Origin of the sequence: Paucibacter sediminis (genome assembly GCF_030254645.1) — a bacterium.
Classification (GTDB): Bacteria; Pseudomonadota; Gammaproteobacteria; order Burkholderiales; family Burkholderiaceae_C; genus Paucibacter_B; species Paucibacter_B sediminis.
The window spans coordinates 3,339,876-3,365,092 of record NZ_CP116346.1 but is presented as its reverse complement, the minus strand read 5'-3'; the positions used below and the strand labels follow the sequence as shown (position 1 = coordinate 3,365,092).

Here is a 25,217-nt window from a genome sequence, read left to right as displayed (position 1 = left end):
GATCATGGGCACCGGAGCACTGCTCTCGCTGGGCATGCGCGCAATGTTCGCCAACCAGGCGGCCTTGCAGACCATCGGCCAGAACATCGCCAACGCCAACACGCCGGGCTACTCGCGCCAGCAGGTGGTGCTGACCACGCCGGCCGGCCAGGTCACCGGCGCCGGCTTCTTCGGCAAGGGCGTGGTGGTGCAGACCGTGACGCGCAGCCACAACGAGTTCCTCACCAAGGAAGCCTTCAACTCCAGGTCCATCGCGGCCATGGACAGCACCGCCAACAACCAGCTGGCGCAGCTCGAGAAGCTGTTCCCGCCCGGCGAACAGGGCCTGGGCTTTGCTGCCAACCAGTTGCTGAATTCGCTCATGGACGTGGCCAGCCACCCGGCCGACCCCTCGGCACGCCAGGTGGTGCTGGGCCGCGCACGCGAGCTGGCCTCGCGCTTCGCCGGCGCCGGCCAGCAGCTCACCGATCTGCAGGCCGGCGTGGTGAGCGATCTGTCGGCCAATGTGTCCATCGTCAACCAGTTGGCCAAGCAGATCGCCACCGCCAACGACCAGATCGCGCGCGCCAACGGCACCGGCCACACGCCCAACGACCTGCTCGACCAGCGCGACCAGCTGGTCTCGCAGCTCAGCGAGTACATGCAGATCTCCACCCTACCGGCCGACGACGGCACGCTGGGCGTCTTCATCGGCGGCGGCCAGCGCCTGGTGCTGGGCGCCGATGCGCTGCAGCTCTCGGTCAGCCGCGACCCCTACGACAACACCCGCGCCACCGTCAGCATCACCGAGGGTCAGCGCACCCGCACGCTGGACGAGAGCGTGCTCACCGGCGGCTCGGTCGCCGCGCTGCTGAACTACCAGAACAAGGACCTGCAGGACGCGCGCAACATGATCGGCCAGCTCGCCACCGCGGTGGCGACGCGCGTCAACGAACAGCAGGCGCTGGGCTGGAACATGTCCGAGCCGCCCGGCGTCGGCGCGCCCATCTTCACGATCGGCAAGCCGCGTGCCCTGCCGGCCGCCACCAATGCGAAGAACCCCGATGGCAGCTATGCCACGCCGGTCAAGCTCGATCTGGTGCCGGGGCAATCGAATCTGTTGCAAGCCAGCTCCTACAAGCTCACGGCCGACCCCAGCGACCCGAGCAAGTACCAGCTGGTGCGGCTCTCCGACGGCCTGACGCGCAGCGTCTCCGCGGGCGACCAGGTGGATGGCTTCACCATCACCTTCCCGGCCGGCCCGCCGATCTCCACCGACAGCTTCGTGCTCGAGCCGGTCGCCAGCAGCGCCATCGACATGAAGCGCGTGCTCGACTCCACCTCGGGCATCGCCGCGGCCTCGCCGCTGAGCGCCAACGCCAAGGTCAGCAACCGCGGCACCGCCACGGTGGACTCGCTGTTCGCGGTGAACCCGAACGTGCACGGGCTCTACGACCTGAGCAACCCCGCGCTGGACAAGGTGCCGGCCTCGCTGAGCTTCACCAACACCAACGCCCTCGATCCCAAGGGGCTGGACTACCAGCTGACCCTGGCCGATGGCACGGTCTACACCGGCACCTGGTATGCCGGCCAGAGCATCGGTGTGGACCCGAACGCGGTGCCGCCGATGGACCTGGGCTTCAAGCTCAACATCAACGGCGTGCCCAAGGTGCCCGAGACCGTCAATGGCGTGGCCTTCCCTGGCGACACCATCGACATCACGCTGACCAAGTTCCCGGCCAACAACAACGGCAATGCCAAGGCCTTCCTGGCCCTGCAGAAGGAAGCCTATATCGGCCAGAGCGTGCTGCCCGACGGCAGCCTCTCGGCCGGCGCCACCATCACCGATGCCTATGCGGCCTCGATGTCGGAGATCGGTGCGCGCGTGCAGGGCGCGAGCTATCTGTCGGACGTCTCGGCCAGCGTGGCGGCCGATGCCGAGGCCACACGCGCCGGTTTTGCCGGCGTCAATCTGGACGAGGAGGCGGCCCGGCTGATGCAGTACCAGCAGGGCTACCAGGCCGCAGCCAAGGTGCTGCAGACCGCCCAGACCATCTTCCAGGAACTGCTGTCGCTGTCACAGCGTTGATGAAGAAAAGCATCGCCGAGGGCTGAATCATGCGTTTGTCTACCGCCAATATCTTCGATGCCAGCATCGCCACCCTGCAAAAGCGCCAGCAGCATATGCAGGACTCGCAGCAGCGCCTCACCTCGGGCAAGCGCATCGAACGCGCCAGCGACGACCCCACGGGCGCCGCCCGCGCGGAACGTGCGCTCGCCGCGATCGGCCAGGTGGAGGCGAATCAACGCGCGCTGGATGCCAGCCGCAATTCGATGACGCTGAGCGAATCGGCGCTGGGCGATGCCGGCGAGATCCTGCAGCAGATCCGCGAGACCCTGGTGGCGGCCGGCAATGCCAGCTACAGCGACCCCGAGCGCGCCGGCCTGGCCAACAAGATCTCCGGCCTGCGCGCCCAGCTGCTCTCGATCGCCAACCGCCCCGACGGCGTGGGCGGCTTCCTGTTCTCCGGCCAGGGCTCCAGCAACCCGCCCTTCCTGGACACGCCCGGCGGCGTGGTATTCGCCGGCCTGCCCGGCTCGGTGGAAACCGGCAACCTGGACAGCTTCGCCCTCACCGTGGACGGCCGCCTGGCCTGGGAGCAGGGCCGCAGCGGCAATGGCAGCTTCGTGACCGGCGCGGCGGCCAACAGCATCACCGGCTCGCCGGCCAAGGGCTGGATCGACTCGGGCCGCGTGCTCGACCCCAAGCAGCTCACCAGCAACAACTACGACATCGCCATCAGCGGCGTCGCCCCCGCGGCCACCTATACCTTCACCAACACCGACACCGGCGCGGTGCAGAGCGGCGCCTTCTCGCCCGGCCAGACCCTCAGCTTCGAGGGCATGGCGGTACAGATCGGCGGCGCGCCGGCCGATGGCGATCTGTTCCAGATCAAGCCGGCCAGCAGCGACCTGAAGCTGTTCGCCGTGCTGGACCAGGCCGTCACCGATCTGCGCACCACCAACCGCGGCGGTGCCGAGATCACCCAGGCCAATCTGGTCGCGATCCGCGATCTGGATGCGGCGATGAGCAACTTACAAAATGTTCGCAGTCAGGTGGGCGAACGCATGAACAATCTGGACGGCTCCGAAAATCGCATGGCCGCGCTGAAGCAGTACAGTCAGCAGGAACGCTCGGCTGCCGAGGATCTGGACATGGTGCAAGGCATCTCCGATTTCCAGAACCAGCAGACCGGCTACGACGCGGCGCTCAAGACCTATGCCATGGTGCAACGCATGTCCCTGTTCCAATACATCAATAACTAATGAGCAATCACCACAGCATCCTGGGATCCCTGGCCCTGGGCTACACGCCCATGGTCGACAAGCAACGCCTCATCGAAGCCAGCCGCCTGACCGTCTTCCCGCTGCGCCCCGACGCCAAGCTGGATGCCGCCGAACTGCTCGCGGCGGTACAGGATGTCTGGCCCGCCGGTGGCGCGCCGGTGGTGCTCAACATCCTCAACGAGGGCCTGCTGAAGGACCTGCTGGCCAGCCCGCTGCCCAAGAACATCAGCCTTGAGCTGCCCAGCTTCATGGCCGGCGATGCCAGCCTGGCCGAAAGCCTGGCGGCGCGCGCCGCCGAAGGCCTGGGGCTGATCCTCAAGGGGCGCCCGCATGGCGCCATGCCGCCCGGCTTCAAGCAGGTGGTGCTGGACCTGGACGAGGAGCGCGCCAACGCCGCCGGCACGCACCAGCTGCCGGCCGGCGGCCGGCTGCTGTTCACCGGCGTGCACAGCGCCGCGGACTTTGACGAATGCTTCCGGCGCGGCGCCCAGTCGGTGCTGGGCTGGCCCATCCATGGCGAGTTCGAGGCCCCGGCCACGCCGTCCGCCAAGACCGAGATCCAGGCCGATCTGCAGGTGATCGTCGAGCTGATGTCGCGCGTCGACCAGGGCGAGGACATCGTGCGCCTGGAGCAGACCCTCAAGCGCGACCCAAGCCTGGCCTTCAAGCTGCTGCGCTACCTGAACTCGGCCGCCTTCGGCCTGCCGGTGGAGGTCACCTCCTTCCGCCACGCCATCATGCTGCTGGGCTATCCGCGCCTGAAGCGCTGGCTGGCCCTGCTGCTGACGACCGCCAGCAAGGACCACAATATGCGCCCGGTGATGCACGCCGCGCTGCGCCGCGGCCTGCTGCTGGAAGACCTGGCCAAGGGCATGAGCGACGCCGAGCTGCGCGACGAGATGTTCATCTGCGGCCTGTTCTCGCTCTTGGACCACATGCTCAAGCAACCCTTCGACAAGCTGCTGCAGTCCATCCCCATGCCCGAGCGCGTGCGCCAGGCCCTGGTGGACAAGACCGGCCCCTACCAGCCCTATCTGGAGCTGATCCACGCGATCGAGAGCGAATCGGTGTTCGACTACCGCAGCGCGGCCGAGAAGCTGATGCTGGGCGCCGAGGAAATCAACCATGCGCTGCTGCGCGCGCTGAGCAAGGCGGCGCAGCTCGAGTGAGCACGTGAACAGACCCTAAACTGCGGGTCCATGCCCTCCCAGCTCTCGCTGCTCTCCCAAGACCTCGCCGCCCTGCGCGCCCTGATGAGCGGGCTGGGCGACGCCGTGGTGCTGATGGACGAGCGCCTCGAGGTGCTGGAGGCCAACCCGGCGGCGCAGCAGCGGCTGGGCGTCAAGCCCGGCGCGCAGCTGCCGGTGCTGCGCTCCAGCAAGGGCTCCAAGCTGCAGGACTGGCTGACCCTGGCCATGCATGCGCTGCGCGAGAGCCGGCGCGTACCCGCCGCCCCCACCCTGGCGCTGGCCGACGGCACGCGCGCCCAGCTGCAGCTGCTGTCGGTGGACGCCGACACGCCCGACCCGGCGCGCTGGATCCTGCATGCGCGCCTGGAGGCGCTGGCCGAAGCGCCGCCCGCCACAACCACCACAACCACCGCCACCGAGCCGAACGCCGGCCATCTGCTGGACCAGGTCGTGCTGTCCTCGCCCGGCTGGGCGCGCGAGCTGATCAAGATCTTCTGGTCCTCGCCCTTCCCGGCCTATGTGCAGGATGCCCAGTACAAGCTGGTGGTGGCCAACCATGCCTTTCTGGAGCTGTTCGGCCGCCCGCTGGAGCAGCTGGTGGGGCGCGATCTGGTCGACTGGCTGGCGCCCGCCGATCGCGCGGCCCAGCGCATGAACCGCCCGCAGCGGCCGCAGCGCGCGCTGGCGCGCTCGCTCACCCGGCGCGTGCAGGCAGCGGCGGAGTTCCGCCTGCTCGACGCCAGTGGCCGCGAGCGCTGGATGCGCGCCAGCCAGCACCGCATCAGTGACGAGAGCCAGCCGCCGCTCTACATCTGCCTGCTGCAGGACTGCACCGCCGAGCTGGCCGCGCGCGAGCAGGCCGAGCGCTCGCAGCGCGAGATGGAGCAGTGGCTGGACATCAACCCGCTGCCCATGGTGGTGTTCGACGAAGGCGGCCTGCTGCTCAAGTGCAACAGCGCCTTTGCCGCCCTCAGCATCGACGCGCCCACCAGCCTGTTCGACGCCCCGCCCGCGCTGCAGCAGCTGCTGGCCTGGCGCGAGGGCAGCCTGCTCGACGCGCTGAAGCACAGCACGCAGATCTATCTCACCCAGGCCACCCTGGTGGACCCGGCCGGCAAGACGCGCTGGCTGCAGGGCCGGCTGCGCGCGATGCAGCAGGCGCCGGGAAGCGCGCGCCGCTATATGGCGGTGCTGGAGGACCGCAGCCTGGAACAGGAGCGCGACCTGGCGCACCAGCAGCTCGATGCGCTGATGGACACCGCCGGCGTCGGCCTGGCCACCTTCGCCCAGGACGCCGGCTGGCTGCGCCCGCGCACGCCCAAGCCCGCCGCTGCGGGTGCGCCCGGCGCGCCGGCCGCCGCCCATCCCTTGCAGGGCCTGCAGGGCGTGGGGCGCGACATCGTCGAGCCCGATTCGATGGCCGAGTTCGAGCGCCTGCAGCGCGCCCTCAAGCGCGGCGAGCGCGTCGAGGTGCGCTACGCGGTGCGCCATCCCGAGCTGGGGCGGCGCTGGCTGCTGACGCGCGTGGAGCCCGGCCAGCTCGCCTCCGGCCAGCGCACCACCTCGGTGGTGACGCTGGACATGACGGCGCAGCAGCAGGCGCAGGCGCGCAGCGAGCAGCTGCTGCACGAGCTGGCCACCATCATGGACGGCGCCAGCCTGGGCCTGGCCTATCTGCGCGGCGAGCACCTGGTGCGCTGCAACCCCGGCTTCGGCCGCATGCTGGGCTTCGAGCAGGCCCTGCATGCCGGCGCCAGCATCGCCCAGCTGTTCGCAGCCCTGCCCGACCTGTGCCAGCAGATCCAGCTGGCGCTGCCGGGGCTGGAGCCGCAACAGCATTTCGAGGCCGAGTTCGTGCAGGTGGGCACCGAGGCGCCCGGCACGGCGCGCTGGCTCTCGCTGAGCCTGCGCCGCGTGCTCGCCGCAGTGCCACAGGCGGAGACCGAGACCATCGCCGTGATCAGCGACATCAGCCGGCTGAAGGCCCAGCAGGCCCAGCTGGAAAGCCTGGTGCAGGACCGCGAGCTGATGTTCAGCCTTTCCGACGTGGGCATCGCGATCCTGCGCCAGGGCAAGATCGAGCGCGCCAACGACGCGCTCGCCAGCCTCACCGGCTACCGCATCCACGAGCTCTCCGGCCTGCCGCTGCAGGAGCTGTTCGAATCGGCCACCGAGTACGAGCACCAGCAGGCGGCCATGCAGGCCGCGCTGACGCGCTCGGGCCTGTGGCGCGGCGAGCGCCGCGTGCGCCGGCGCGACGGCAGCTCGCTGTGGATGCAGGTCAGCAAGCGCGCGATGCGCCGCGGCCAGCCCGAGGCCGGCCTGATCGCCACCTATGTGAATGTGGACGACCGCTGGCGCGCCCAGCAGTCGCTGATGCTGCAGACCGAGCGCGAGCGCGCGGTGCTGGATTCGGTGCTGGTGGGCATCGTCACGGTGGGCCGCGGCGGCATCGAATGGATGAACCGCTCGGCGCGCCGCATGTTCGGCGGCGATCTGAGCGCCTTCGCGGGCCAGCCCATGAGCATCGTGGCAACACCTGACCCCGACCATCCATTCCGCCAGTCGCATTACCTGGACGAGCTCACCGAGGGCCAGGCCGAGACCTTCGAATGCCGGCTGAAGGCGCGCGACGGGCGCGAGTTCTGGGTGGTGGGCAATGCGGTGGTCACCGGCCTGGAGGAGACCGGCCGTCAGCTCACCTACGCGCTGCTGGACATCGAGCGGCGCCGCCAGGCCGAGGCCCAGACCCTGGCCGCCCAGGCCTCGCTGCGCCGCATCATCGAGGCCGCGCCGCTGGCCATCAGCCTGCACGATGCCAAGACCCTCAAGGTCGAGAAGATCAACCAGGTGGCGGCGCGCCTGGCCGGCCGCAGCGAGGCCGAGCTGCTGGGCGCCAGCCCCGAGGAACTGTTCGGCGTCGAGCAGGGCGAGCAGATCCGCCGCGACATGGAGGACGCGCTGCTGGTGGACGCGGTGACGCACCGCGAGTACCGGCTCGGGCGCGAGGGCCAGACCAGCGTCTGGGATGCGCGCCTGCTGCACCTCAGCGAGATGAACGAGCTGGGCGACAGCAGCGAGCCCGAGCAATTGCTGCTGGTGGCCAGCGACGTCACCGAGCACCGCGCCGCCGAAGAGGCGCGCCTGGAGGCGGCGATCTCGCAGCGCGAGCTGCTGGTGCGCGAGGTGCACCACCGCATCAAGAACAATCTGCAGGGCGTGGCCGGGCTGCTGCAGCAGATCGCGGCGCGCCGGCCCGAGGTCAAGGCGGTGATCAGCGAGGCGGTCGGCCAGGTGCAGGCGATCGCCCAGGTCTACGGCCTGCAGGTCGGCGCCTCCGGGCCGCTGCGCGTGCGCAAGGTGGTGGAGGCCATCACCGGCTCGGTGCAGCGCATGTTCGGGCGCGAGATCCGCACCGAGATCGGCGGCGAGCTGGCCGGGCAGAGCCACCTCTGGGGCCTGCCCGAGGCCGAATCGATCCCGATCGCGCTGACGCTCAACGAGCTGCTCACCAACGCCATCAAGCACAGCGGCGAGCAGGGCCAGGTGAGCTGCCGCCTGCTCTGCGAGCAGGGCCATGTGGCGGTGGAGATCAGCAACCCCGGCCAGCTGCCCGAGGGCTTCAAGCTCGCCAACGTGCCGGGCGGGGTCTCGGGCCTGGGCCTGGTGCGCGCCCTGCTGCCGCGCCGCTCGGCCATTCTCAGCATGGAGAACCAGGGCGATCAGGTGGTCTGCACGGTGGAGCTCTACCCGCCCAGTGTGAACCTGCTGGCGCCGCTCTGAGCGAATTCTTTAATTCAGCGACAATGAAGCCAATTCGAGGGGGCTGAGATTGTGAGCACGAAGGGCAAGATACTCGTGGTCGATGACGACCGGCTGGTGTTGGCCACGCTGACGCATGGCCTCTCGCAGGCCGGCTACGAGGTGATCGACGCCGACAACGGCGACGACGCCATCCTGCTGGCGCGCGAGCATCGCCCCGACCTGGCCCTGCTGGACATCCGCATGGAAGGCATGAGCGGCTTCGACGTGGCCGCCTACCTGCGCGAGTACCTGCAGCTGCCCTTTATGTTTCTCTCCGCCTTTGCCGACGAGGACACCGTCGCCAAGGTGAAGGCGCTGGGCGCGGTGGCCTACCTGGTCAAGCCGCTGGACATCCACCAGATCGTGCCGGCCGTGGAGGCCGCGTTTGCCAAGCGTGGCGAGCGCAGTGCCGCGGCCGAGCGCCATGGAGCGGGAGCCGGTGGTAGCGGCGAGATCCTGGCCCAGGTGGTGCCGGTGGCGGTGGGCATCCTGATGCACCGCTATTCGCTCTCGCGCGACGAGGCGCTGGCACGGCTGCAGAAGCTGGCTGCGCACGAAACGCGCCCCTTGCCGGAGCAGGCGCTGCGGCTGATCGAAGCGGTGGAATTGCTGGCCCTGCCGGGCCACAGCTGATCAGCTCAGCGTAAAGAAGAAGCGCGCGCCGCCGCCCACCTCGGACTCGGCCCAGATGTCGCCACCATGGCGGCGCACGATGCGACGCACCGAGGCCAGGCCCACGCCGGTGCCCTGGAAATCGCTGGCGCTGTGCAGGCGCTGGAACACCTCGAAGAGGCGGTCGGCAAAGCGCATGTCAAAGCCGGCGCCGTTGTCGGCCACCATGAAGATGCGCTCGCCCTGCTCCAGCCGGGTCTCGAAGCGGATCTGCGCCAGCTCGCGCTTGCCGCTGTACTTCCAGGCATTGCCCAGCAGGTTCTCCAGCACCATGCGCAGCAGCGTCGGGTCGCCCTGCACCTGCATGCCGGGCTGCACATAGCACTCGATGGCGCGCTCGGGATTGGCGCGCTTCAACTCATCCAGCACCAGGTTGGCCATCTGGCTGAGGTTGATGCCCTCGCGCTGCAGCGGCCGCGAGGACAGCTGGCTGAGCGAGAGCAGCGCGTCGATCATGCTGTTCATGCGCGTCGCCGCGCCCATCACGCGGTCGATATGGTCGTTGCCGATGCGGTCCAGCAGGCGGCCATAGTCCTCCTTCAGGATGCGCGCAAAGCCCTCCACCACGCGCAGCGGCGCGCGCAGATCGTGCGAGACCGTGTAGCTGAAGGATTCCTGGTCGGCGCGCGCCACCTCGGCCGCGTCCAGCGCCAGCGCCGCCGGCACCGAATCGGGCGCGCCCTGCGGCCACAGGCTGAGCAGCTGCGCCGGGCCCGTGCCCTCAAGGTGCAGCGCGCTGGTGCACAGCCACCAATGGCCGCAGGCCACGCCGCTGTGCGCGCCCGGCTGCGCCAGCGCCTCGCGGATCTCGGCCGGCAGCGCATCCTGGCAGGCGCCCCAGTTCAGGCCCAGCAGTTGCGCGGCCGGGCGCGCCATCAGCTGCGCCGCCACGTCGTTCAGATCGAGCAGCTTGACGCCATGGCCATGGCCATCGGTGGGCGTGCTGAGCAGCCAGGCGGGCCCGGGCATGGCTTGCAGCCAGGGCTGGGTGGCCGCCGGCGCGGATACGGGCACGCCGGCGGGCGCGGCGCTGGGCTCGGCGCCGGGCTTGTCGGATAGTGACGCCGCGGTGCCGAGATAACCCGCAAAGCGGCCGCTGGCATCCAGGCAGACCTGGGCGCGCAGCAGCCAGCGCGCTGGCGTGCCGCCCGCCTCGCTGGCGCAGGCCTGCACCAGCACATCGTGCAGGGGCAGGTGCTGGTCCAGGCGTTCCTGCAGCGAGGCGCCGGGCCCGCTGTCCACCAGGGCAAAGCGCTCCCACAGCGACTGCGTGGCGGCCATGCCCACCCAGCTGGAACTGGGCGCCACCTGCGGCGCCTGCCAGCGCACCAGATGGTGCTCGGCATCGGTCTGCCATTGCCAGTGCGGCTGCAGCTGCGCCAGCAGCTGCGCATGCTGGCGCGCCTCGCGCAAGGCCTCGGTGAGGCGCGCGCGGGTCAGGCGCACCGCCACATGCCAGGTGGTGGCCACCGCGCCCAGCAGCAGCGCCACGCCGCAGACCAGGCCGATCACCAGCAGCCCCGAGCCGCTCTCTTCATGGCCCAGGTAGATGCCCAGGCTCAGCAGCAGCAGGCCCGCCAGCCACATCGCCAGCAGCCGCGGGCTGCCCCTGCTGGGGCGGCGGTCGGAGGCGGCTTCGCTGGGACGATTCATGTGAGCCATTGTAAGGACCACTCAAGTTCGCCCGCCGCATGCCGATCACGTCGTGTGGACCCGCATGACCTGACCCCGCCGGTCCACCTACAGGGACAGGCATAGAACACGCAATGACAAGACCCGAGCCCATCGAATGGAGCCCCGACGAGGAGCCCGCCGGCCACGCGCCGGCGCTGCTGCGTGCCTCGCCCGAAATCCAGGCGATCGCGGATCAGCTGCCGCTGGGCGTGCTGGTGATCGAGACCAGCGTGGCGCGCATCCTGCATCTGAACCGCGAGGCCGAGCGCCTGCTGGTGCTGCGCCGCGCCCAGGTGCTGGGCCATGCGGCCAGCCAGCACCTGGACCCGGCGCTGGCCGAGCTGTGCCAGCCGGCGCGCTGGCGCCAGCTGGAGGGCGCACGCCAGGCCGGGCGCGAAGACCTGCGCCTGCAGACCGCCTTCGGGCTGCGCTGGCTGCAGGTGCAGCGCAGCCTGGTCAGCTGGGCCGGCGCGCGCCGCCCGGTCGGCCTGATCAGCCTGCAGGACGCCAGCGCCAAGCGCCAGCTCGAGCGGGCGCTGCAGGAAAGCGACACGCGTTTCCGCGAGGTCACGGACTCGGTGCGCGAATGCCTGTTCGTCACTACCCCCAACTGGGACCGCCTGCATTTCAGCTCGCCGCTGCTGCTCGACACCCTGGGCCTGACGCCCAGCGAGCTGCGCATGGGGCCGCAGCTGTTCGAGCAGCGCGTGCATCCCGACGACCGTGCGCTGTACGCCCGCCGCCTGCAGGCCCAGGCCGAGGGCCAGCCGAGCGACATGGTGCTGCGCATCCTGCACCCCGCCAAGGGCCTGCGCTGGGTGCGGCTGCGCACCCGGCTGCAGCCCCATGCCCACGGCCAGTCGCTGGTCTACGGCATCCTCGCCGATGTCAGCGACGAGCAGGCCCGCCAGGCCGAGCTGCAACGCGCACGCGATCTGGCCGAGGCCGCCAGCCAGGCCAAGAGCGCCTTCATGGCCAATATGAGCCACGAGATGCGCACTCCCATGAACGGCATCATGGGCATGACCCAGCTGCTGCTCGGCACGCCGCTGCAGGACGAGCAGCGCGGCTACGCCCAGGCCGCCTACCGCAGCGCCGAGACCCTGCTGCGCCAGATCAACAACGTGCTGGACTTCGCCCAGGCCGAGTCGGGCCAGCTGGCGCTGGCGCTGGACGCCTGCTCGCCGCGCCTGCTGGCCGAAACGCTGCTCGCACAACATCAGCCGGCCGCGCATGCCAAGGGCCTGCAGCTGCTGCTCGAATGCGGCGACGGCCTGCCGCTGGAGATCCAGGCCGATGCACTGCGCCTGTCGCAGGTGCTCGACAAGCTGCTCGACAACGCCATCAAGTTCACCGCGCGCGGCGAGGTCAGGCTCAGGCTCGAAGCCGGCGCCGAGCAGCTGCATTTCCGCGTGCAGGACAGCGGCGTCGGCATGGCGGCCGAGGATCTGCCGCGTCTGTTCTCGGCCTTTACCCAGGGCAATGCCAGCCTGGCGCGCCCGCATGAGGGCAGCGGCCTGGGCCTGAGCATTGCGCAGGGCCTGGTCAAGCTGATGGGGGGGCAGATCGAGGCGCTCAGCACGCCGGGGCTGGGCTCCTGCATCACCGTGAGCCTGCCGCTGGCGGCGCCGACGGCGGAAATACCGGCAGCGGCGGGGTCGGCTCAGCGAACATCCGGATTGACGCCCTTTTCCGGACGCTCCATTCTTGTGGTCGAAGACAATGAGACCAATCAAGAAGTTATCCGAGAAATGCTGCTGCAGCTGGGTTGCCGTGTCCGCCTTTGTGCGGACGCGCTGAGCGGCTTGCAGGCATTGTGCGAGGAGCAGTTCGACCTGGTGATGATGGACATCCACATGCCGGGTATGGATGGGATGGAGGCCTTGAGCTGGTTCCGCAAGGGGCCGACGCAGCAGTTCAAGTTTCTGTGCCCGCCCAGCACCAAGGTGGTGGCGGTCACGGCCAACGCCCTGGACGGCGATGAACAGCGCTTGCGACAGCATGGCTTTGATGGCTACCTGCCCAAACCCGTCCGACAAAGCCAGTTGCTCGACATGCTCACGCTCAGCATTCCCGATGCCGCCTCGCCCACCGATGCCAATGCCGACCGCAGCCCGCTTGAGGGACGCACCATGACTTCCACACCAGAATCCACGCCCGGTGCGCCCGCCCTGCTGGACAGCCAGGCGCTGGCGCGTCTGCGCGAGCTCGACCCCGGCGGCAAGAACCAGCTGCTGCAGCGCGTCGTGCAGGCCTTTCTGAAGTCGCTGGAACGCCTGCTGCCCGAACTGGCCCAGGCCCGCGCCGGCGCAACGCTGGAGCTGGGCGCGGTGCGGCATGTGGCCCACACCCTAAAATCCTCCTCGGCCAGCCTGGGTGCCCTGGAGCTGTCAAGGCGTTGCGCCGATATCGAGGCGATGGTGCGCAACAACCAGTCCGAGGGCCTAGACTCCCTACTCGACGGCATGCAGGACGAGGTGGAACGTGTGCGCCATGCTCTCAGCGAGCTTTTGACGGGTCCGCAATGAATGCAGTAGATCAAAGCCTGGACGCCGACCTGCCCGAGCAGGCACGGGTGCTGCTGGTCGATGACGACGAGGTCAACCTCCTGCTCACGGCGATTGCCCTGCGCGAGCGCGGCTTCGACATCACCGAGGCCACTGGCGGCGCCGAGGCCCTCAAGGTGATTGGCGAATGGTCGCCCGACGTGATCGTGCTCGACGCCATGATGCCCGAGCTGGACGGCTTCGAGACCTGCCAGCGCCTGCGCGAGATGCCCGGCTTCGAATCCACCCCGGTGCTGATGCTCACCGGCCTGGACGACGATGCCTCCATCACGCGCGCCTACCAGGTGGGCGCGACCGACTTCTTCGTCAAGTCCACCCAGTGGAGCCTGCTGGCCGGGCGCCTGCGCTACCTGCTGCGCAGCTCGCGCACCCGCATCGAACTGGAGCGCAGCAAGGCGCGGCTGGCGCGCGCGCAAGACCTGGCACGCATGGGCAGCTTCGAGTGGCACCGCGGCGTGGGCCACTTCACCCTCGCCAACGAGGCGCTGCGCGTGTTCGGCCATGGGCCGCATGAGCACCTGGACTTCATCAGCGTGATGCGCATGGTGCCGCGCGAGGAGCGCATGCTCTTCATGCGCCTGCTGCGCGACGTGATCGCGCACAACTCGGTGTTGGTGACGGATCTGCCGGTGACGCTGCTGGATGGGCGCTCGCGCGTCATCCACATCGAGGCCGAGCCCGAGTTCAACGAGCATGGCAACGCCAGCGGCTATACCGGCATCCTGCAGGATGTGACGGACCGCCGCATGGCCGAGGACAAGATCCGCCAGCTCGCCAATTTCGACGCCCTCACCGGCCTGCCGAACCGCCGCCAGCTGATCTGGCGCGCCGAGCGTGCCATCGAACAGGCGCGCCGCATGGGCCACGAGGTGGGCCTGCTGCTGATCGATCTGGACCGCTTCAAGGTCATCAACGACACCCTGGGCCATGCCGCCGGCGACGAGTTGCTGATGGAAGTGGGCCGACGCCTGCGCGCCTGCGTGCGCCATTCCGACCAGGTGATGGAAGGCATGCTGGAATCGGTGGGCGGGCGTTCGCACCGCACGCTCGAGGCGGTGGGCCGGCTGGGCGGCGACGAGTTCGTGGCCCTGCTGCCCGAGGTGGCCGACGAGCGCGATGCCGAGCGCGTGGCCCAGCGCGTGCTGGACGCGATGCGCGAGCCCATCTTCATCGCCGGCCAGGAATGCTTCGTCACCGCCAGCGTCGGCATCGCCATCTACCCGCGCGACGGCCTCACCATGGCCGACCTGCTGCGCAATTCCGACGTCGCCATGTACGCGGTGAAGAGCCAGGGCCGCAATGCCTCGGCGCTCTACACCCCCATGCTGGCGGGCCGCGGGCGCGAAAAGCTGGAGCTGGAATCGGCCCTGCACAAGGCCATCGAGCGCGACGAGATCGTGCTGCATTACCAGCCCAAGATCGATGTGCGCGGCGCCCGCATGGTGGGCGCCGAGGCGCTGATGCGCTGGCAGCGCGGCGACAAGCTGGTGCCGCCGGGCGACTTCATCCCGCTGGCCGAGGAAACCGGCCTGATCGTGCCGCTCTCGGAATGGGCGCTGCGCGAGGCGGCGCGCCAGGCCAAGGTCTGGCAGCTCAACTTCGGCTTCAGCGATTCGATCGCGGTGAACCTGCCGAACCGCCTGTTCGAGCGCTCCGACCTGGTCGAGCATATCCACCAATGCGTCAGCGCCTATGGCGTGCCGCACCGTGCGATCCAGCTGGAGATCACCGAGACCGGCCTGATGAAGGATTTGCAGAACGTCATCCCGGCCCTGCACCGTCTCAACGAGGTGGGCGTGGAGATCTCGATCGACGACTTCGGCACCGGCTATTCCTCGCTGGCCTACCTCACCACCCTGCCGATCTCCGAGGTGAAGATCGACCGCAGCTTCGTGCGCGACCTGGGCATCACGCCGCAGAGCTCGGCGGTGGTCACGGCCATCATCGCGCTGGCGCGCTCGCTGGGCCTGCGCGTGATCGCCGAGGGCGTGGAGACGCTGCGCCAGATGGAGGTGCTGCACCGCCTGGGTTGCAGCGTGATGCAGGGCTTCCTCTTCAGCAAGCCGCTCGCGCCCGATGACCTGGAACGCTGGCTGGCCCAGACCGTGCTTCCGCGCAAGGCGCCCTGGATCGCACAGGCCAGCGCGGAGGATGCCGCGACCGAACTGATGCGGCCCATCAGCGGCCAACGCTGATGGACGACACCAAACGCAATCAGCAGCCGCCGGCGCAACTGGCCAAGGGTGCGCTGCGCCGGCTGATGCTGGAGAAGCTCGAGCCCACGCCGGAAAACTACGCGCGCGCCTATGCCGCCGAGGCAGGCGACACGGCACCGGCCGGCGCCAGCGACAACTGGCCCGAGCGCGGCCAGCCGGTGCTGGCCAAGCTGCTGGCGATCGGCGTGAGCGAGCTGCAGGCGCGCCAGGATCTCAACGCGATGCTGCGCGCGGGCCGCTGGGACGAGGCGCTCAAGGTGCTGGAGCGCATCCAGCAGAGCAGCGGCCCGGCGGTGATTGCCGACGCCATGGCCAGCGTCACCGAACGCCTGGTGCGCGGCCTGGAGCGCGGCGGCCGCCAATGGACGCTGGCGCGCAAGAAGGACGGCCTGGCGCGCGTGCTGGAAAGCAACCGCAACGATCCGCAGCGCCTCGTGAACCGGCTGCGCCAGCTGGTGGCGAGCTGGGACAGCGACGTCAGCGACGCCAGCATCGATACCGTGCAGGATGAAGAACAGCCCGGTGGCACGCCCAGCCAGTTCTTCAGCGAGGAAGAACAGGCGCTGGACACCAGCGCGCCGCCCACTGATGGGCTGCAGGCCTGGCCGCAGCTGGGCCAGAGCCTGCACCAGACCATCCAGCACGCCCTGCCGGCGCTGGACGAGCGCGCCGACGCGCTCAAGCTGGAGCTGGAGGCCTGCCTGGCCGAGGTGCGCGCCCATGGCGCCACGCCGCAGCGCGCCGAGACCATGGAGGCGCTGTGCCTGCGCGCGCGCCGCATGCTGGACCACCGCCACCATCTGTTCGGCCAGCTGGGCGCGCTGTGCAAGGAGCTCAGCGCCAGCCTGGTGGAGCTGGCCGAGGACGACTCCTGGGCGCGCGGCCAATGCGAGGTGATGAACGAGGCGCTCGAGCAGGGCGTGAGCTCGCGCGTGGTGCGCATGGTGGACGAGATGCTGGGCGGCACGCGCCGGCGCCAGCGCGCGCTGCGCGAGGAGCGCCGCAAGGCGCGCGATTCGCTCAAGACCCTGATCCACCAGATGCTGGCCGAGCTGGCCGAACTGGGCCAGCACACCGACCGCTTCAGCGACAACGTGGGCCGCTATGCCGAGGTGATCGAGCGCGCCGACACGATCGAAAGCCTGGCCGGCGTGGTGCGCGAGATGGTGGAGGAAAGCCGCAGCGTGCAAAGCCTGGTGCAGGCCACTCAGGCGCGCCTGACCGGCGAGCATGAGCGCGCCTCCAGCCTCTCCAAGCGCGTGGACGAGCTGGAGGGCGAGCTGCGCAAGCTCTCCAGCGAGGTGCAGACCGACCAGCTCACCAAGATCGCCAACCGCCGCGGCCTGGAGGCCGCCTTCAACACCGAGCAGGCCAAGCTGGAACGCGAGGGCTCGGTGCTCGCGCTGGCCCTGCTGGACGTGGACAACTTCAAGAAGCTCAACGACACCCTGGGCCATGCGGCCGGCGACGTGGCGCTGAGCTCATTGGCCGCGCGCGTGACGCAGATGCTGCGCCCGGGCGACCTGGTGGCGCGCTACGGCGGCGAGGAATTCGTGCTGATGCTGCCGCGCACCCCGCTGGACGAGGCCCAGCAGGTGCTGACGCGCCTGCAGCGCTCGCTCTCCGCGGCGCTCTTCATGCACGAGGGCAAGGACGTGTTCGTGACCTTCTCGGCCGGCATCACGCTCTACCGCCTGGGCGAGAAACTCGAAGAGGCGCTGGACCGCGCCGACGAGGGGCTTTACGAGGCCAAGCGCACCGGCAAAAACCGCGCCTGCATCGTCGACTAGGCTCGCGTTAGAAGCCGAAGGCGAGGCGCAGCCCGCCCCAATGCCGGCCCTTCACCATGATGGGCGCCGAGGCCTCCTTGAGCAGCACGAACTTGCCGCCGCCCATGTCGCGGCGGTAGGTCTGCAGCAGGAAGGGCCGCTGGTTGCGCGCCGAGGCCAGGCCGGTGCGGTCATTGAAGATGCGGCGGTAGCGGCTGTGCGCGGTGTTCCACACCACGTCGCCGGCACGCTGGGGCTGGCAATAACTCTTGTTGTGCGTGGCCACATAGCCGTTGCGGTCCACCGCGATGCAATACACCACCTTGTCGCTGAGCTTGAGCAGGCGCTCCTGCACGGCCGGGAAGAGGCGGTCGGCGAGGCCGACGAAATCGGTCAGATGCTGCGGCGGGTTGGTGCCGACTATGGGCTTGTAGCGCTCGTCGAACAGCTGAGCCTCGCTGATCTGGCGCGCGGCCAGGGCCTGCTCCAGCTGGTCGGCGATCTCGCGCGCCGCCGCCTGGGCGCCGCGGATATAGAGCGCGTCTTCCACTTCCACGCCCGAATCGGCGATGCGCTCGATCAGCTCCTCCGACAGGCGCAGGAAGCGGTCGCTGCAGGCAAAGGCGGCATCCAGATAGCGCATCGCCTGCTGCACCTCGCGCTCCAGCTCACCCGAGCGCTGCGCCAGCTGCAAGGTGGTCTGCTGGCTCTGCTGCGCCGAGCCGGCAATGCGGCCCACATCCTGTTCGACCTCGGCAAAGGCCTGGTGGATGCTACTGCCACCACCACCGGCCGCATCGCTGCGCAACTCCTGGCTGAACTTGTCGACGCGCGCATCCAGCTGCGCCACCGTGCCCATGATGGACTTGGAGGAACTCTCGACCTGGGCCGCCAGCGCCTTCACCGCATCGGCCACCACGCCGAAGCCGCGCCCGGCCTCGCCGGCACGCTTGGCCTCGACCGAGGCATTGAAGGCCACCAGCCGGGTCTGCAATGCGATCTTGGTGATCTCGGAGGCGGCGTCGGACACCTGGTGCAGGGTCTGCACGATGCCGCCCACCTCGTTGCCCACCTGCTCGAGGGCCTGGCGGGCACGCGTGACGGCGGCGCGGGTCAGGTCGGTGGCGGAGGCGATCGCCAGCTGCGACTGCTGCACCTGGCCCAGCTCGGTGGAAACGGCGGCCATGGCCTGGGCCTGGGCGGTGACGACCTTCTGGGTGTCTTCGAGCGCGCCGCGCACCTCGGCGGCGTCCTTGCCGAGCGAGGACATGCTGCGGGCGAGGTGCTGCACCAGCGATTGCGAAGAGGACGCAGCCCCGGGCTGCGCAGAGGCAGGCTCAGGCGCTTGCACCGATTCCTTGCGGCGACTCCACTGCAACATTGCTGTCCCTCATGGTTCTGATCGCCGGCATTGTGGGGCCGGTCGTGCCGCAGAGCTGACGGGCAGCTTACCCGGCCAGCCGGGCGCTCACCACTCGCGCAATTTGACACGCAAACGCGCGATGGCCTGGCTGTGCAGCTGGCAGACGCGCGACTCGGTGACCTTGAGCACCGCGGCGATTTCCTTCAGGTTCATGTCGTGCTCGTAGTACATGCTCATCACGTACTGTTCGCGCTCCGGCAGGTTCTTGATGGCGGCCACCAGGGCCTGGCGCATGCGATGGTCCTGCAGCAGGGCCATCGGGTTGTTGCTGTCGTCGGCCACATGGCGGTCGAGGTAGTCCTCGTCGCCGTCGTCGCCGCTCATGTCTTCCAGATAGACGAGCTGGGTGCCGCGCACCTTGCCCAGCAATTCCTGGTACTCGGTCAGGCTCACGCCCATCTCGACGGCGATTTCCGATTCCTGCGGCGCGCGGCCCAGCTTCTGCTCCAGCTTGTGCACCGCCTGCTCGATGGTGCGCTGCTGACGGCGCGTGCCGCGGCTCATCCAGTCGCCGCCGCGCAGCTCGTCGAGCATGGCGCCACGGATGCGCTGGGTGGCAAAGGTCTCGAACTGCACGCCCTGGCCCACGTCGAAGCGCGAGAGCGCGTCGGTGAGGCCGATCAGGCCGACCTGGATCAGGTCGTCCAGCTCGACATTGGCCGGCAGCTTGGCAATCATCTGATGTGCCAGGCGTCGCACCAGCGGGCTGTACTGCTTGATCAGGGAGGAGTTATCGAGGCGACCTTTGGCGGTATACATCATCGGCTCCAGCTTATCAGTTGGCGGCCATCACCAGGCCTTGGGCCGGGACGGTGGCTGGACGGCGCTGCCACATGGCGCGCGGACGCAGGGGCATGGCATCGGCGGCGGGTTCGGCCACCATGCCGGGCGGTGCGGCAATCAGGAGTTCACGCGCCAGATGGCGCAGCTCGGTGCTCATCGGGCTGCTGGCGGGCATGCGCGGGTCCAGGCAGGCCCAGTCGCGCAGCACGGCACCCAGGAAGCCGTCGCCGCAGCTGCTGATCTGCGCAGCGATGCGGTCGGCCAGGCGCAGCTGGGGCGAGCAGGCCAGCAGCAGGCTGTAGACCATCAGGCCGGCGCGTTGCGCCAGCCATTTCATGCCGGCATAGGCGTGGGTGACACTCATGGTGTCAGTATCCGCCAAGAGCACCGGGCGCACCTCACGCGAAGCCACCACGCGGGCCAGTTCGGCGGCACTTGCGTGCAAAAGCACCACATCGGCGTAGGGCGCGGCGTCGGTCACCACCTCCAGGAACTGGGCGGCCGAGCCGTTGGCGTTGATATAGCGCATCGGCAGGCCGCGCGCCGGCAGGTAGGAGACATGCTTGGACAGGCGCTCCACGCAGGAGGCCAGGTCCACCGCGGCCAGCTCGCCCGCCTGCGGCGCCTGCTCACCGGCGTCGATCACCAGCGTGTGCAGGCCCAGCTCAGCGAAGGCCGCGCACAGGCCCTCCAGCAAGGCGCCGCCGCCCACCACATGGGGGTTGCTGACCACCGGCACGAAGCGCACGCGGGAGCTGGCAAAGAGCTTGCGCAGGCCGTCGGCCTGGTCTTGCGGGGGGGTGCTGTGGTCGCGCATGAGAGTCACCTGCTTGGGGTTACTTCTTGGTCTAGGGTTCAGTGGACGCCCATGGCGGCCGGGATGCCGGTGGCCAGCGCGGGGCCCCCTGCAAAAATCAGATTCACGTCGGCGTTGTCCATGCGCCAGGCGGCGGTGGGCTGGCTGCGCATGGCGCGCTGCACCAGCGCCTGGGCCGACAGGCGGTGCCAGTCTTCCGGCACGCGCTGGCCATTGGCCACGCCGATGATGCGCAGCTTGTGGCGGATCATGGTGTCCAGCGCCGGGCCGAGCTTGACGGCCTCGTCGATCTTGGAGAGCACCACGCCCTGGCATTCGCTGGCACGCCAGGCGGCCACCACGTCGTCGATGGTCTCGCCCTGCTGGGCCGCATTCACCACCAGGATCTTCTTCACGCTGGCGTGGGCCAGCATGTCCAGCAGCTCGCGGGTGCGGGTGTCGCGCTGGGCCATGCCCGCGGTGTCGATCAGCACCATCTTCTTGGCGCTGAGCAGCTCCAGCAGGTCTTCCAGCGAGGCGCGGTCATGCGCGGTATGCACCGGCACGCCGAGGATGCGGCCGTAGGCGCGCAGCTGTTCGTGCGCGCCGACCCGGTAGGCGTCCAGCGTGATCAGGCCCAGCTGGCCGGCGCCATGGCGGGTGGCAAAGGCGGCGGCGATCTTGGCGGTGGTGGTGGTCTTGCCCACGCCGGTGGAACCGATCATGGCGAACACCCCGCCCTGCTCTTCCAGCGCCGGCATCGCCTCGTCGGTGAGCAGATTGCGCGCCAGCACATTGGCGGCCCATTGGTTCTCGTCGGGCGAGCCGGTCTTATCCTCGGCCAGATGGGCCGGGCAGCCTTCCACCAGCTTGCGCACCAGGGCGGGCGAGAAGCCCACTTCCAGCAGACGCTGGGTCAGGCGCGCCTGGGCCGGCTGGCGCTGCAGCTTCTCCATGAAGGCCAGGGCGCCAAAGCGCTCCTCGATCATGCCCTTCATCGAGCGCAGCTCGTTCATCATGTCCTGCTGGTCGCGGCGCGAGGCGCTCGGGATGTCCGACAGGCTGGGCATCTCGGTGAGGGCCTGGCGCACATCGGGCACGCGGATCTCGTCGCGCAGCACCGGCGGCACGCGCGGTGCAGCGGCCTGCGGCGCGCTGCTGCTGTCGACGCGGCGGGCATTCATGGCCTGCATGGCGGCCTGGGCGCGCTGCTGGCGGAGCGCGGCCAGCGAGCTGACGCCCTCGGCCTCCACCGGGTCGGCGGCGCGATCGTCCAGCATCGGGTCGGCCAGCATCGGATCCTGCTGCCCCTGCAGCTCGGCCTGGCGGCGCTTGAGCATGCGCTCGCGCACATAGTCCTGGAAGGACAAGGTGCTCATCGCCAGCGTGTTCACGTCCTCGTTGACCTCGTTGCCGAAGCCGGGCTCGTGGCGCTCGGCCAGGCGGGCGGCGAGCCGGCCGCGCGGGGCTTCGGCGGGGGCCTGGGGCTGGGCCTGGGCCGGGCGCGCGGCGACGCGGCTGGGGCTGCTGACGCGCGGTGCCGTGGCGGCCACGCGCTCGATCTGCGACATGCCCTCGGGGGCCATCGCCAGCACCTCCACGCCTTCGGCGCAGGGCTTGTTGGAGAGCACCACGGCGTCGTCACCGAAAGCCTGGCGCACCAGGGCCATGGCCTCGCGGGAGGTGCGGGCGGTAAAGCGCTTCACATTCATGCCGTGCCTCCGATGATCGAACCGATGCGTATCGTGTGGGTTTCGGGAATTTCGCTATGGCCCAGCACCTTCAGGCGCGGGGCAGCACGGCGCAGCAGGCGCGCCATCGGCGCCCGGATCAGGTCGGGCACCAGCAGGCAGGCGGGCACGCCGCGCTCTTCCTGGGCCTGGGTGTTCTCGGCGGCGCTGCGCGCCAGGGTGTCGGCCACGCCGGGGTCCAGCGCGGCGCCATGGGGCGAGTTCAGGGCCTGGGTCACCAGGCGCTCCAGCTCGGGTTCCAGCGCGATCACGTCCAGCTCCTTCACCGGGCCATAGATCTGCTGCACGATGGCCGGGGCGATATGGGTGCGGATGCGGCGGGCCAGCTCGGCCGGGTCGCTGATGGCGCCGGGGCCGGCCGCGTTCTCGGCGATCGATTCGACGATGGAGCGCATATCGCGGATGTGCACGCCCTCCTCCAGCAGCAGCTGGAGAACTCGTTGCAGGGTAGCGATGCCGACCATTTTGGGTATCACGTCTTCGATCAGTTGCGGTTGCAGCTTGGTGAGGTGGTCCACCAGTTGCTGCGTCTCCACCCGGCCCAGCAAACGGGCCGCGTGGACTTGCATCAAGTGTGAGAGATGGGTGGCAATCACGGTCGAACAATCAACCACGGTAAATCCCGCCATTTGGGCCATATCCCGCTGGCGGTCTTCGATCCACACCGCCGGCAGGCCGAAGGCCGGATCGGTGGTCTGGGTGCCGATCAGGCGCTGGGTGGCGTGGCCGGGGTTGATCGCCAGCCACATGCCGGGATAGGCCTCGGCCTCGCCGATGACGGCGCCGCGCAGGGTCAGGCGGTACTGGCTGGGGCGCAGCTCCAGGTTGTCGCGGATATGCACGGCCGGCGGCAAAAAGCCGACTTCCTGCGCGAACTTGCGGCGAACGCCCTTGATACGAGAGAGCAGATCGCCCTCCTTGTTCTTGTCCACCAGGGTGATGAGGCGGTAACCGACCTCCAGGCCCAGGGTGTCCACCGGCACCAGATCGTCCCAGCTGGCCTCGGCGTTCTCGATCGGTACGGCCACCGGCGCCGGCGCCTTGGCCTGGGCGGCGGCGGCCTGCTGCTTGGTGCGCAGCCACCAGGCCAGGTAGCCCATGCTGGATGCGATCAGCAGGAACACCAGATGCGGCATGCCCGGGATCAGGCCCAGCATGCCGATCACGCCGGCGGTGATGGCCAGGCTCTTGGCCGAGCCGAACACCTGGCGGCCGATCATGGTGCCGATGTCCTTGTCCTTGCCGACGCGCGACACCACCATGGCGGCGGCCACCGAGATCAAGAGCGCCGGCACCTGGGCCACCAGCGCGTCACCAACGGCCAGCAGGATGTAGGAATTGGCCGCCTGGCCGGCCGTGAGGCCGTGCTGGGCCACGCCGATGATGAAGCCGCCGACGATGTTGATGAAGAGGATCAGGATGCCGGCCACGGCGTCGCCACGCACGAACTTGCTGGCACCGTCCATGGAGCCGAAGAAGTCGGCTTCGTCGCTGAGCTCGGCGCGGCGACGCTTGGCCTCCTTCTCGTCGATCAGGCCCGCGTTCAGGTCGGCATCCACCGCCATCTGCTTGCCTGGCATCGCGTCCAGGGTGAAGCGCGCGCCCACCTCGGCGATGCGCTCGGCACCCTTGGTGACGACGATGAAGTTGATCACCACCAGGATGGCGAACACGATCAGGCCGACCGCGAAATTGCCGCCGATCAGGAAATGGCCGAAGGACTCGATCACCTTGCCGGCCGCGCCGGTGCCGGTATGGCCCTCCAGCAGCACCACGCGGGTGGAGGCCACGTTGAGCGAGAGCCGCATCAGGGTGGTGAGCAGCAGCACGGTCGGGAAGGCGGCGAAGTCCAGCGGGCGCAGCATATGCGCCGCCACCATCATCACCATCACCGCCATCGCGATATTGAAGGTGAACAGCAGATCCAGCGCGAAGGGCGGCAGCGGCAGCACCATCATCGACAGGATCAGGATCACCGCCAGCGGCGCACCCAGGGCACCGATGACCGCGGCGCGGGGGCCCAGGAGGGCCTGCAGTTGAGCGATCAGCGCGTTCATGCTTGTTCAAACTCCAGGTCGTCGTCGCTCATGGGAACGGGCTTGTTCAAGGGGTCCAGCTCGGGCGGCACATGCGGGTTCGGCTGCTGCTGCGGCGCGGTGCCGCGGCCGGCCATGGCGGCGCGCAGCTGGAACACATAGGCCAGCACCTGGGCCACCGCGGCAAACAGCGCGGCCGGGATCTCGCGGTCCAGCTCGGCATGGGCGTAGAGCGCGCGCGCCAGCATCGGCGACTGCAGCACCGGCACCTTGGATTCCTTGGCCAGATCGCGGATCTTGAAGGCCAGGGTGTCGGCCCCCTTGGCCACCACCTTGGGTGCGGCCATGCTGGCCTCGTCGTACTTCAGCGCGACGGCGAAGTGGGTCGGGTTCATCACCACCAGGTCGGCGGTGGGGACGGCGGCCATCATGCGGCGCTTGGCCATCTCGCGCATCTTGGCGCGCATCTTGGCCTTCATCTCCAGATTGCCCTCGACCTCCTTCATTTCCTGCTTCACTTCCTCGCGGGACATGCGCAGGCGCTTCATGTAGGACTGGTACTGCAGCGGCACGTCGATGAGGGCGAACAGCGCCAGCGCGATGCCCAGCATGCCCAGGCCCGACATCAGCTGCTGCCCCGCATAGGCCAGCGCCGCCGGCAGCGGCACCGACATGATGCCCACGTAGGCGGCAATGCGGTCCTTCAGCACCAGCGCGCCGACCACGCCCAGCACCAGGGCCAGCAGGCAGGCCTTGAGCGCCTGGCCCAGGCCCTGCCACTGGAACAGCCGGCCCAGACCGGCGATCGGGTTGAGGTGCGAGAACTTCGGCGTGAGCGGCTTGAAGGTCATGTTCCAGCCGCCCAGGGCCAGATTGCTGGCCACCGCGGCCAGGCTCAGCACCCCGCCCACCGGCAAGATCACCAGCAGGGCGCGCAGCCCCAAGTCGGCAAGGCGCTCGCCCATGAAGCCCGGCCGCGCCAGCAGCTGCGCGTCGAAGCGCAGGCCCTCGCGCACCAGTTGCTGCATCCAGTCCAGCGCCTCCGGGGCGCCGGCGGTGAGCATCACGCCGGCGGTGACCATCATGGCGAAATGCACCAGATCACGCGAACGCGGCAGCTGGCCCTCGGCCCGAGATCGTTTGATCTTCTTGGCTGAGGCCGGTAAGTTTCTGTCTTGTGCGTCTTGGTCGGCCATGGCGGGATGCACG

Annotated in this window: 15 protein-coding genes; 8 read left to right on the top strand and 7 right to left on the bottom strand. The window is 69.2% G+C overall.

Going from position 1 to position 25,217, the window contains the following annotated elements; all coding sequences use genetic code 11:
• The first annotated feature begins 4 nt into the window (after positions 1-4).
• From flgK to PFX98_RS15545, 5 genes are all read left to right on the top strand, one after another.
• A complete protein-coding gene (gene flgK / locus PFX98_RS15565) occupies positions 5-2,068 on the top strand; it encodes a flagellar hook-associated protein FlgK (RefSeq protein ID WP_285231398.1) in 2,064 nt (687 codons plus the stop codon).
• A 29-nt stretch (positions 2,069-2,097) separates the two neighbouring features.
• Complete coding sequence (flgL, locus tag PFX98_RS15560; protein WP_285231397.1) at positions 2,098-3,306, top strand: flagellar hook-associated protein FlgL; 1,209 nt, start codon at positions 2,098-2,100, stop codon at positions 3,304-3,306.
• Positions 3,306-4,496, top strand: a complete 1,191-nt coding sequence (locus PFX98_RS15555; RefSeq protein ID WP_285231396.1) for an EAL and HDOD domain-containing protein — start codon at positions 3,306-3,308, stop codon at positions 4,494-4,496. Before flgL ends, PFX98_RS15555 begins: the two co-directional genes overlap by 1 nt.
• A gap of 30 nt (positions 4,497-4,526) precedes the next feature.
• Positions 4,527-8,300: a PAS domain-containing sensor histidine kinase gene (locus tag PFX98_RS15550; protein ID WP_285231395.1), complete on the top strand. Its 3,774-nt coding sequence runs from the start codon at positions 4,527-4,529 to the stop codon at positions 8,298-8,300.
• Positions 8,301-8,375: 75 nt separating this feature from the next.
• Positions 8,376-8,954: an ANTAR domain-containing response regulator gene (locus PFX98_RS15545; protein WP_285231394.1), complete on the top strand. Its 579-nt coding sequence runs from the start codon at positions 8,376-8,378 to the stop codon at positions 8,952-8,954.
• Here the strand turns inward: PFX98_RS15545 and PFX98_RS15540 are convergent, their stop codons facing one another.
• Complete coding sequence (locus tag PFX98_RS15540) at positions 8,955-10,646, bottom strand: sensor histidine kinase (RefSeq protein ID WP_285231393.1); 1,692 nt, start codon at positions 10,644-10,646, stop codon at positions 8,955-8,957.
• Between the two features lie 113 nt (positions 10,647-10,759).
• On the opposite strand from PFX98_RS15540, the gene PFX98_RS15535 reads away from it, so the two are divergent.
• From PFX98_RS15535 to PFX98_RS15525, 3 genes are read left to right on the top strand one after another with little or no spacing between them, the layout of a single operon-like run.
• Positions 10,760-13,195 (top strand): PAS domain-containing hybrid sensor histidine kinase/response regulator, encoded by a 2,436-nt coding sequence (locus PFX98_RS15535; protein ID WP_285231392.1) that lies wholly within the window; start codon positions 10,760-10,762, stop codon positions 13,193-13,195.
• The gene (locus tag PFX98_RS15530; protein WP_285231391.1) at positions 13,192-15,429 is read left to right on the top strand and encodes a two-component system response regulator; all 2,238 of its coding nucleotides are present in this window, start codon (positions 13,192-13,194) and stop codon (positions 15,427-15,429) included. Before PFX98_RS15535 ends, PFX98_RS15530 begins: the two co-directional genes overlap by 4 nt.
• Positions 15,429-17,240 carry a GGDEF domain-containing protein gene (locus tag PFX98_RS15525; protein WP_285231390.1) on the top strand — a complete coding sequence of 604 codons (1,812 nt, stop codon included), beginning with the start codon at positions 15,429-15,431 and terminating at the stop codon, positions 17,238-17,240. The genes PFX98_RS15530 and PFX98_RS15525 overlap by 1 nt, the downstream gene beginning before the upstream one ends.
• 7 nt (positions 17,241-17,247) lie before the next feature.
• Here PFX98_RS15525 and PFX98_RS15520 read toward each other — a convergent pair whose 3' ends face one another.
• From PFX98_RS15520 to PFX98_RS15495, 6 genes are all read right to left on the bottom strand, one after another.
• Positions 17,248-18,510 (bottom strand): methyl-accepting chemotaxis protein, encoded by a 1,263-nt coding sequence (locus tag PFX98_RS15520; RefSeq protein ID WP_285231389.1) that lies wholly within the window; start codon positions 18,508-18,510, stop codon positions 17,248-17,250.
• 177 nt (positions 18,511-18,687) lie between these two features.
• Positions 18,688-19,401, bottom strand: coding sequence for an RNA polymerase sigma factor FliA (locus tag PFX98_RS15515; protein WP_285235608.1), 714 nt, complete (start codon positions 19,399-19,401; stop codon positions 18,688-18,690).
• A gap of 16 nt (positions 19,402-19,417) precedes the next feature.
• Positions 19,418-20,242, bottom strand: a complete 825-nt coding sequence (locus tag PFX98_RS15510) for a MinD/ParA family ATP-binding protein (protein WP_285231388.1) — start codon at positions 20,240-20,242, stop codon at positions 19,418-19,420.
• A gap of 38 nt (positions 20,243-20,280) precedes the next feature.
• A complete protein-coding gene (gene flhF / locus PFX98_RS15505) occupies positions 20,281-21,933 on the bottom strand; it encodes a flagellar biosynthesis GTPase FlhF (protein ID WP_285231387.1) in 1,653 nt (550 codons plus the stop codon).
• Positions 21,930-24,029 carry a flagellar biosynthesis protein FlhA gene (flhA, locus tag PFX98_RS15500; RefSeq protein WP_285231386.1) on the bottom strand — a complete coding sequence of 700 codons (2,100 nt, stop codon included), beginning with the start codon at positions 24,027-24,029 and terminating at the stop codon, positions 21,930-21,932. The genes flhF and flhA overlap by 4 nt, the downstream gene beginning before the upstream one ends.
• Positions 24,026-25,204, bottom strand: coding sequence for an EscU/YscU/HrcU family type III secretion system export apparatus switch protein (locus tag PFX98_RS15495; protein WP_285231385.1), 1,179 nt, complete (start codon positions 25,202-25,204; stop codon positions 24,026-24,028). The genes flhA and PFX98_RS15495 overlap by 4 nt, the downstream gene beginning before the upstream one ends.
• Between the last annotated feature and the right edge of the window lie 13 nt (positions 25,205-25,217).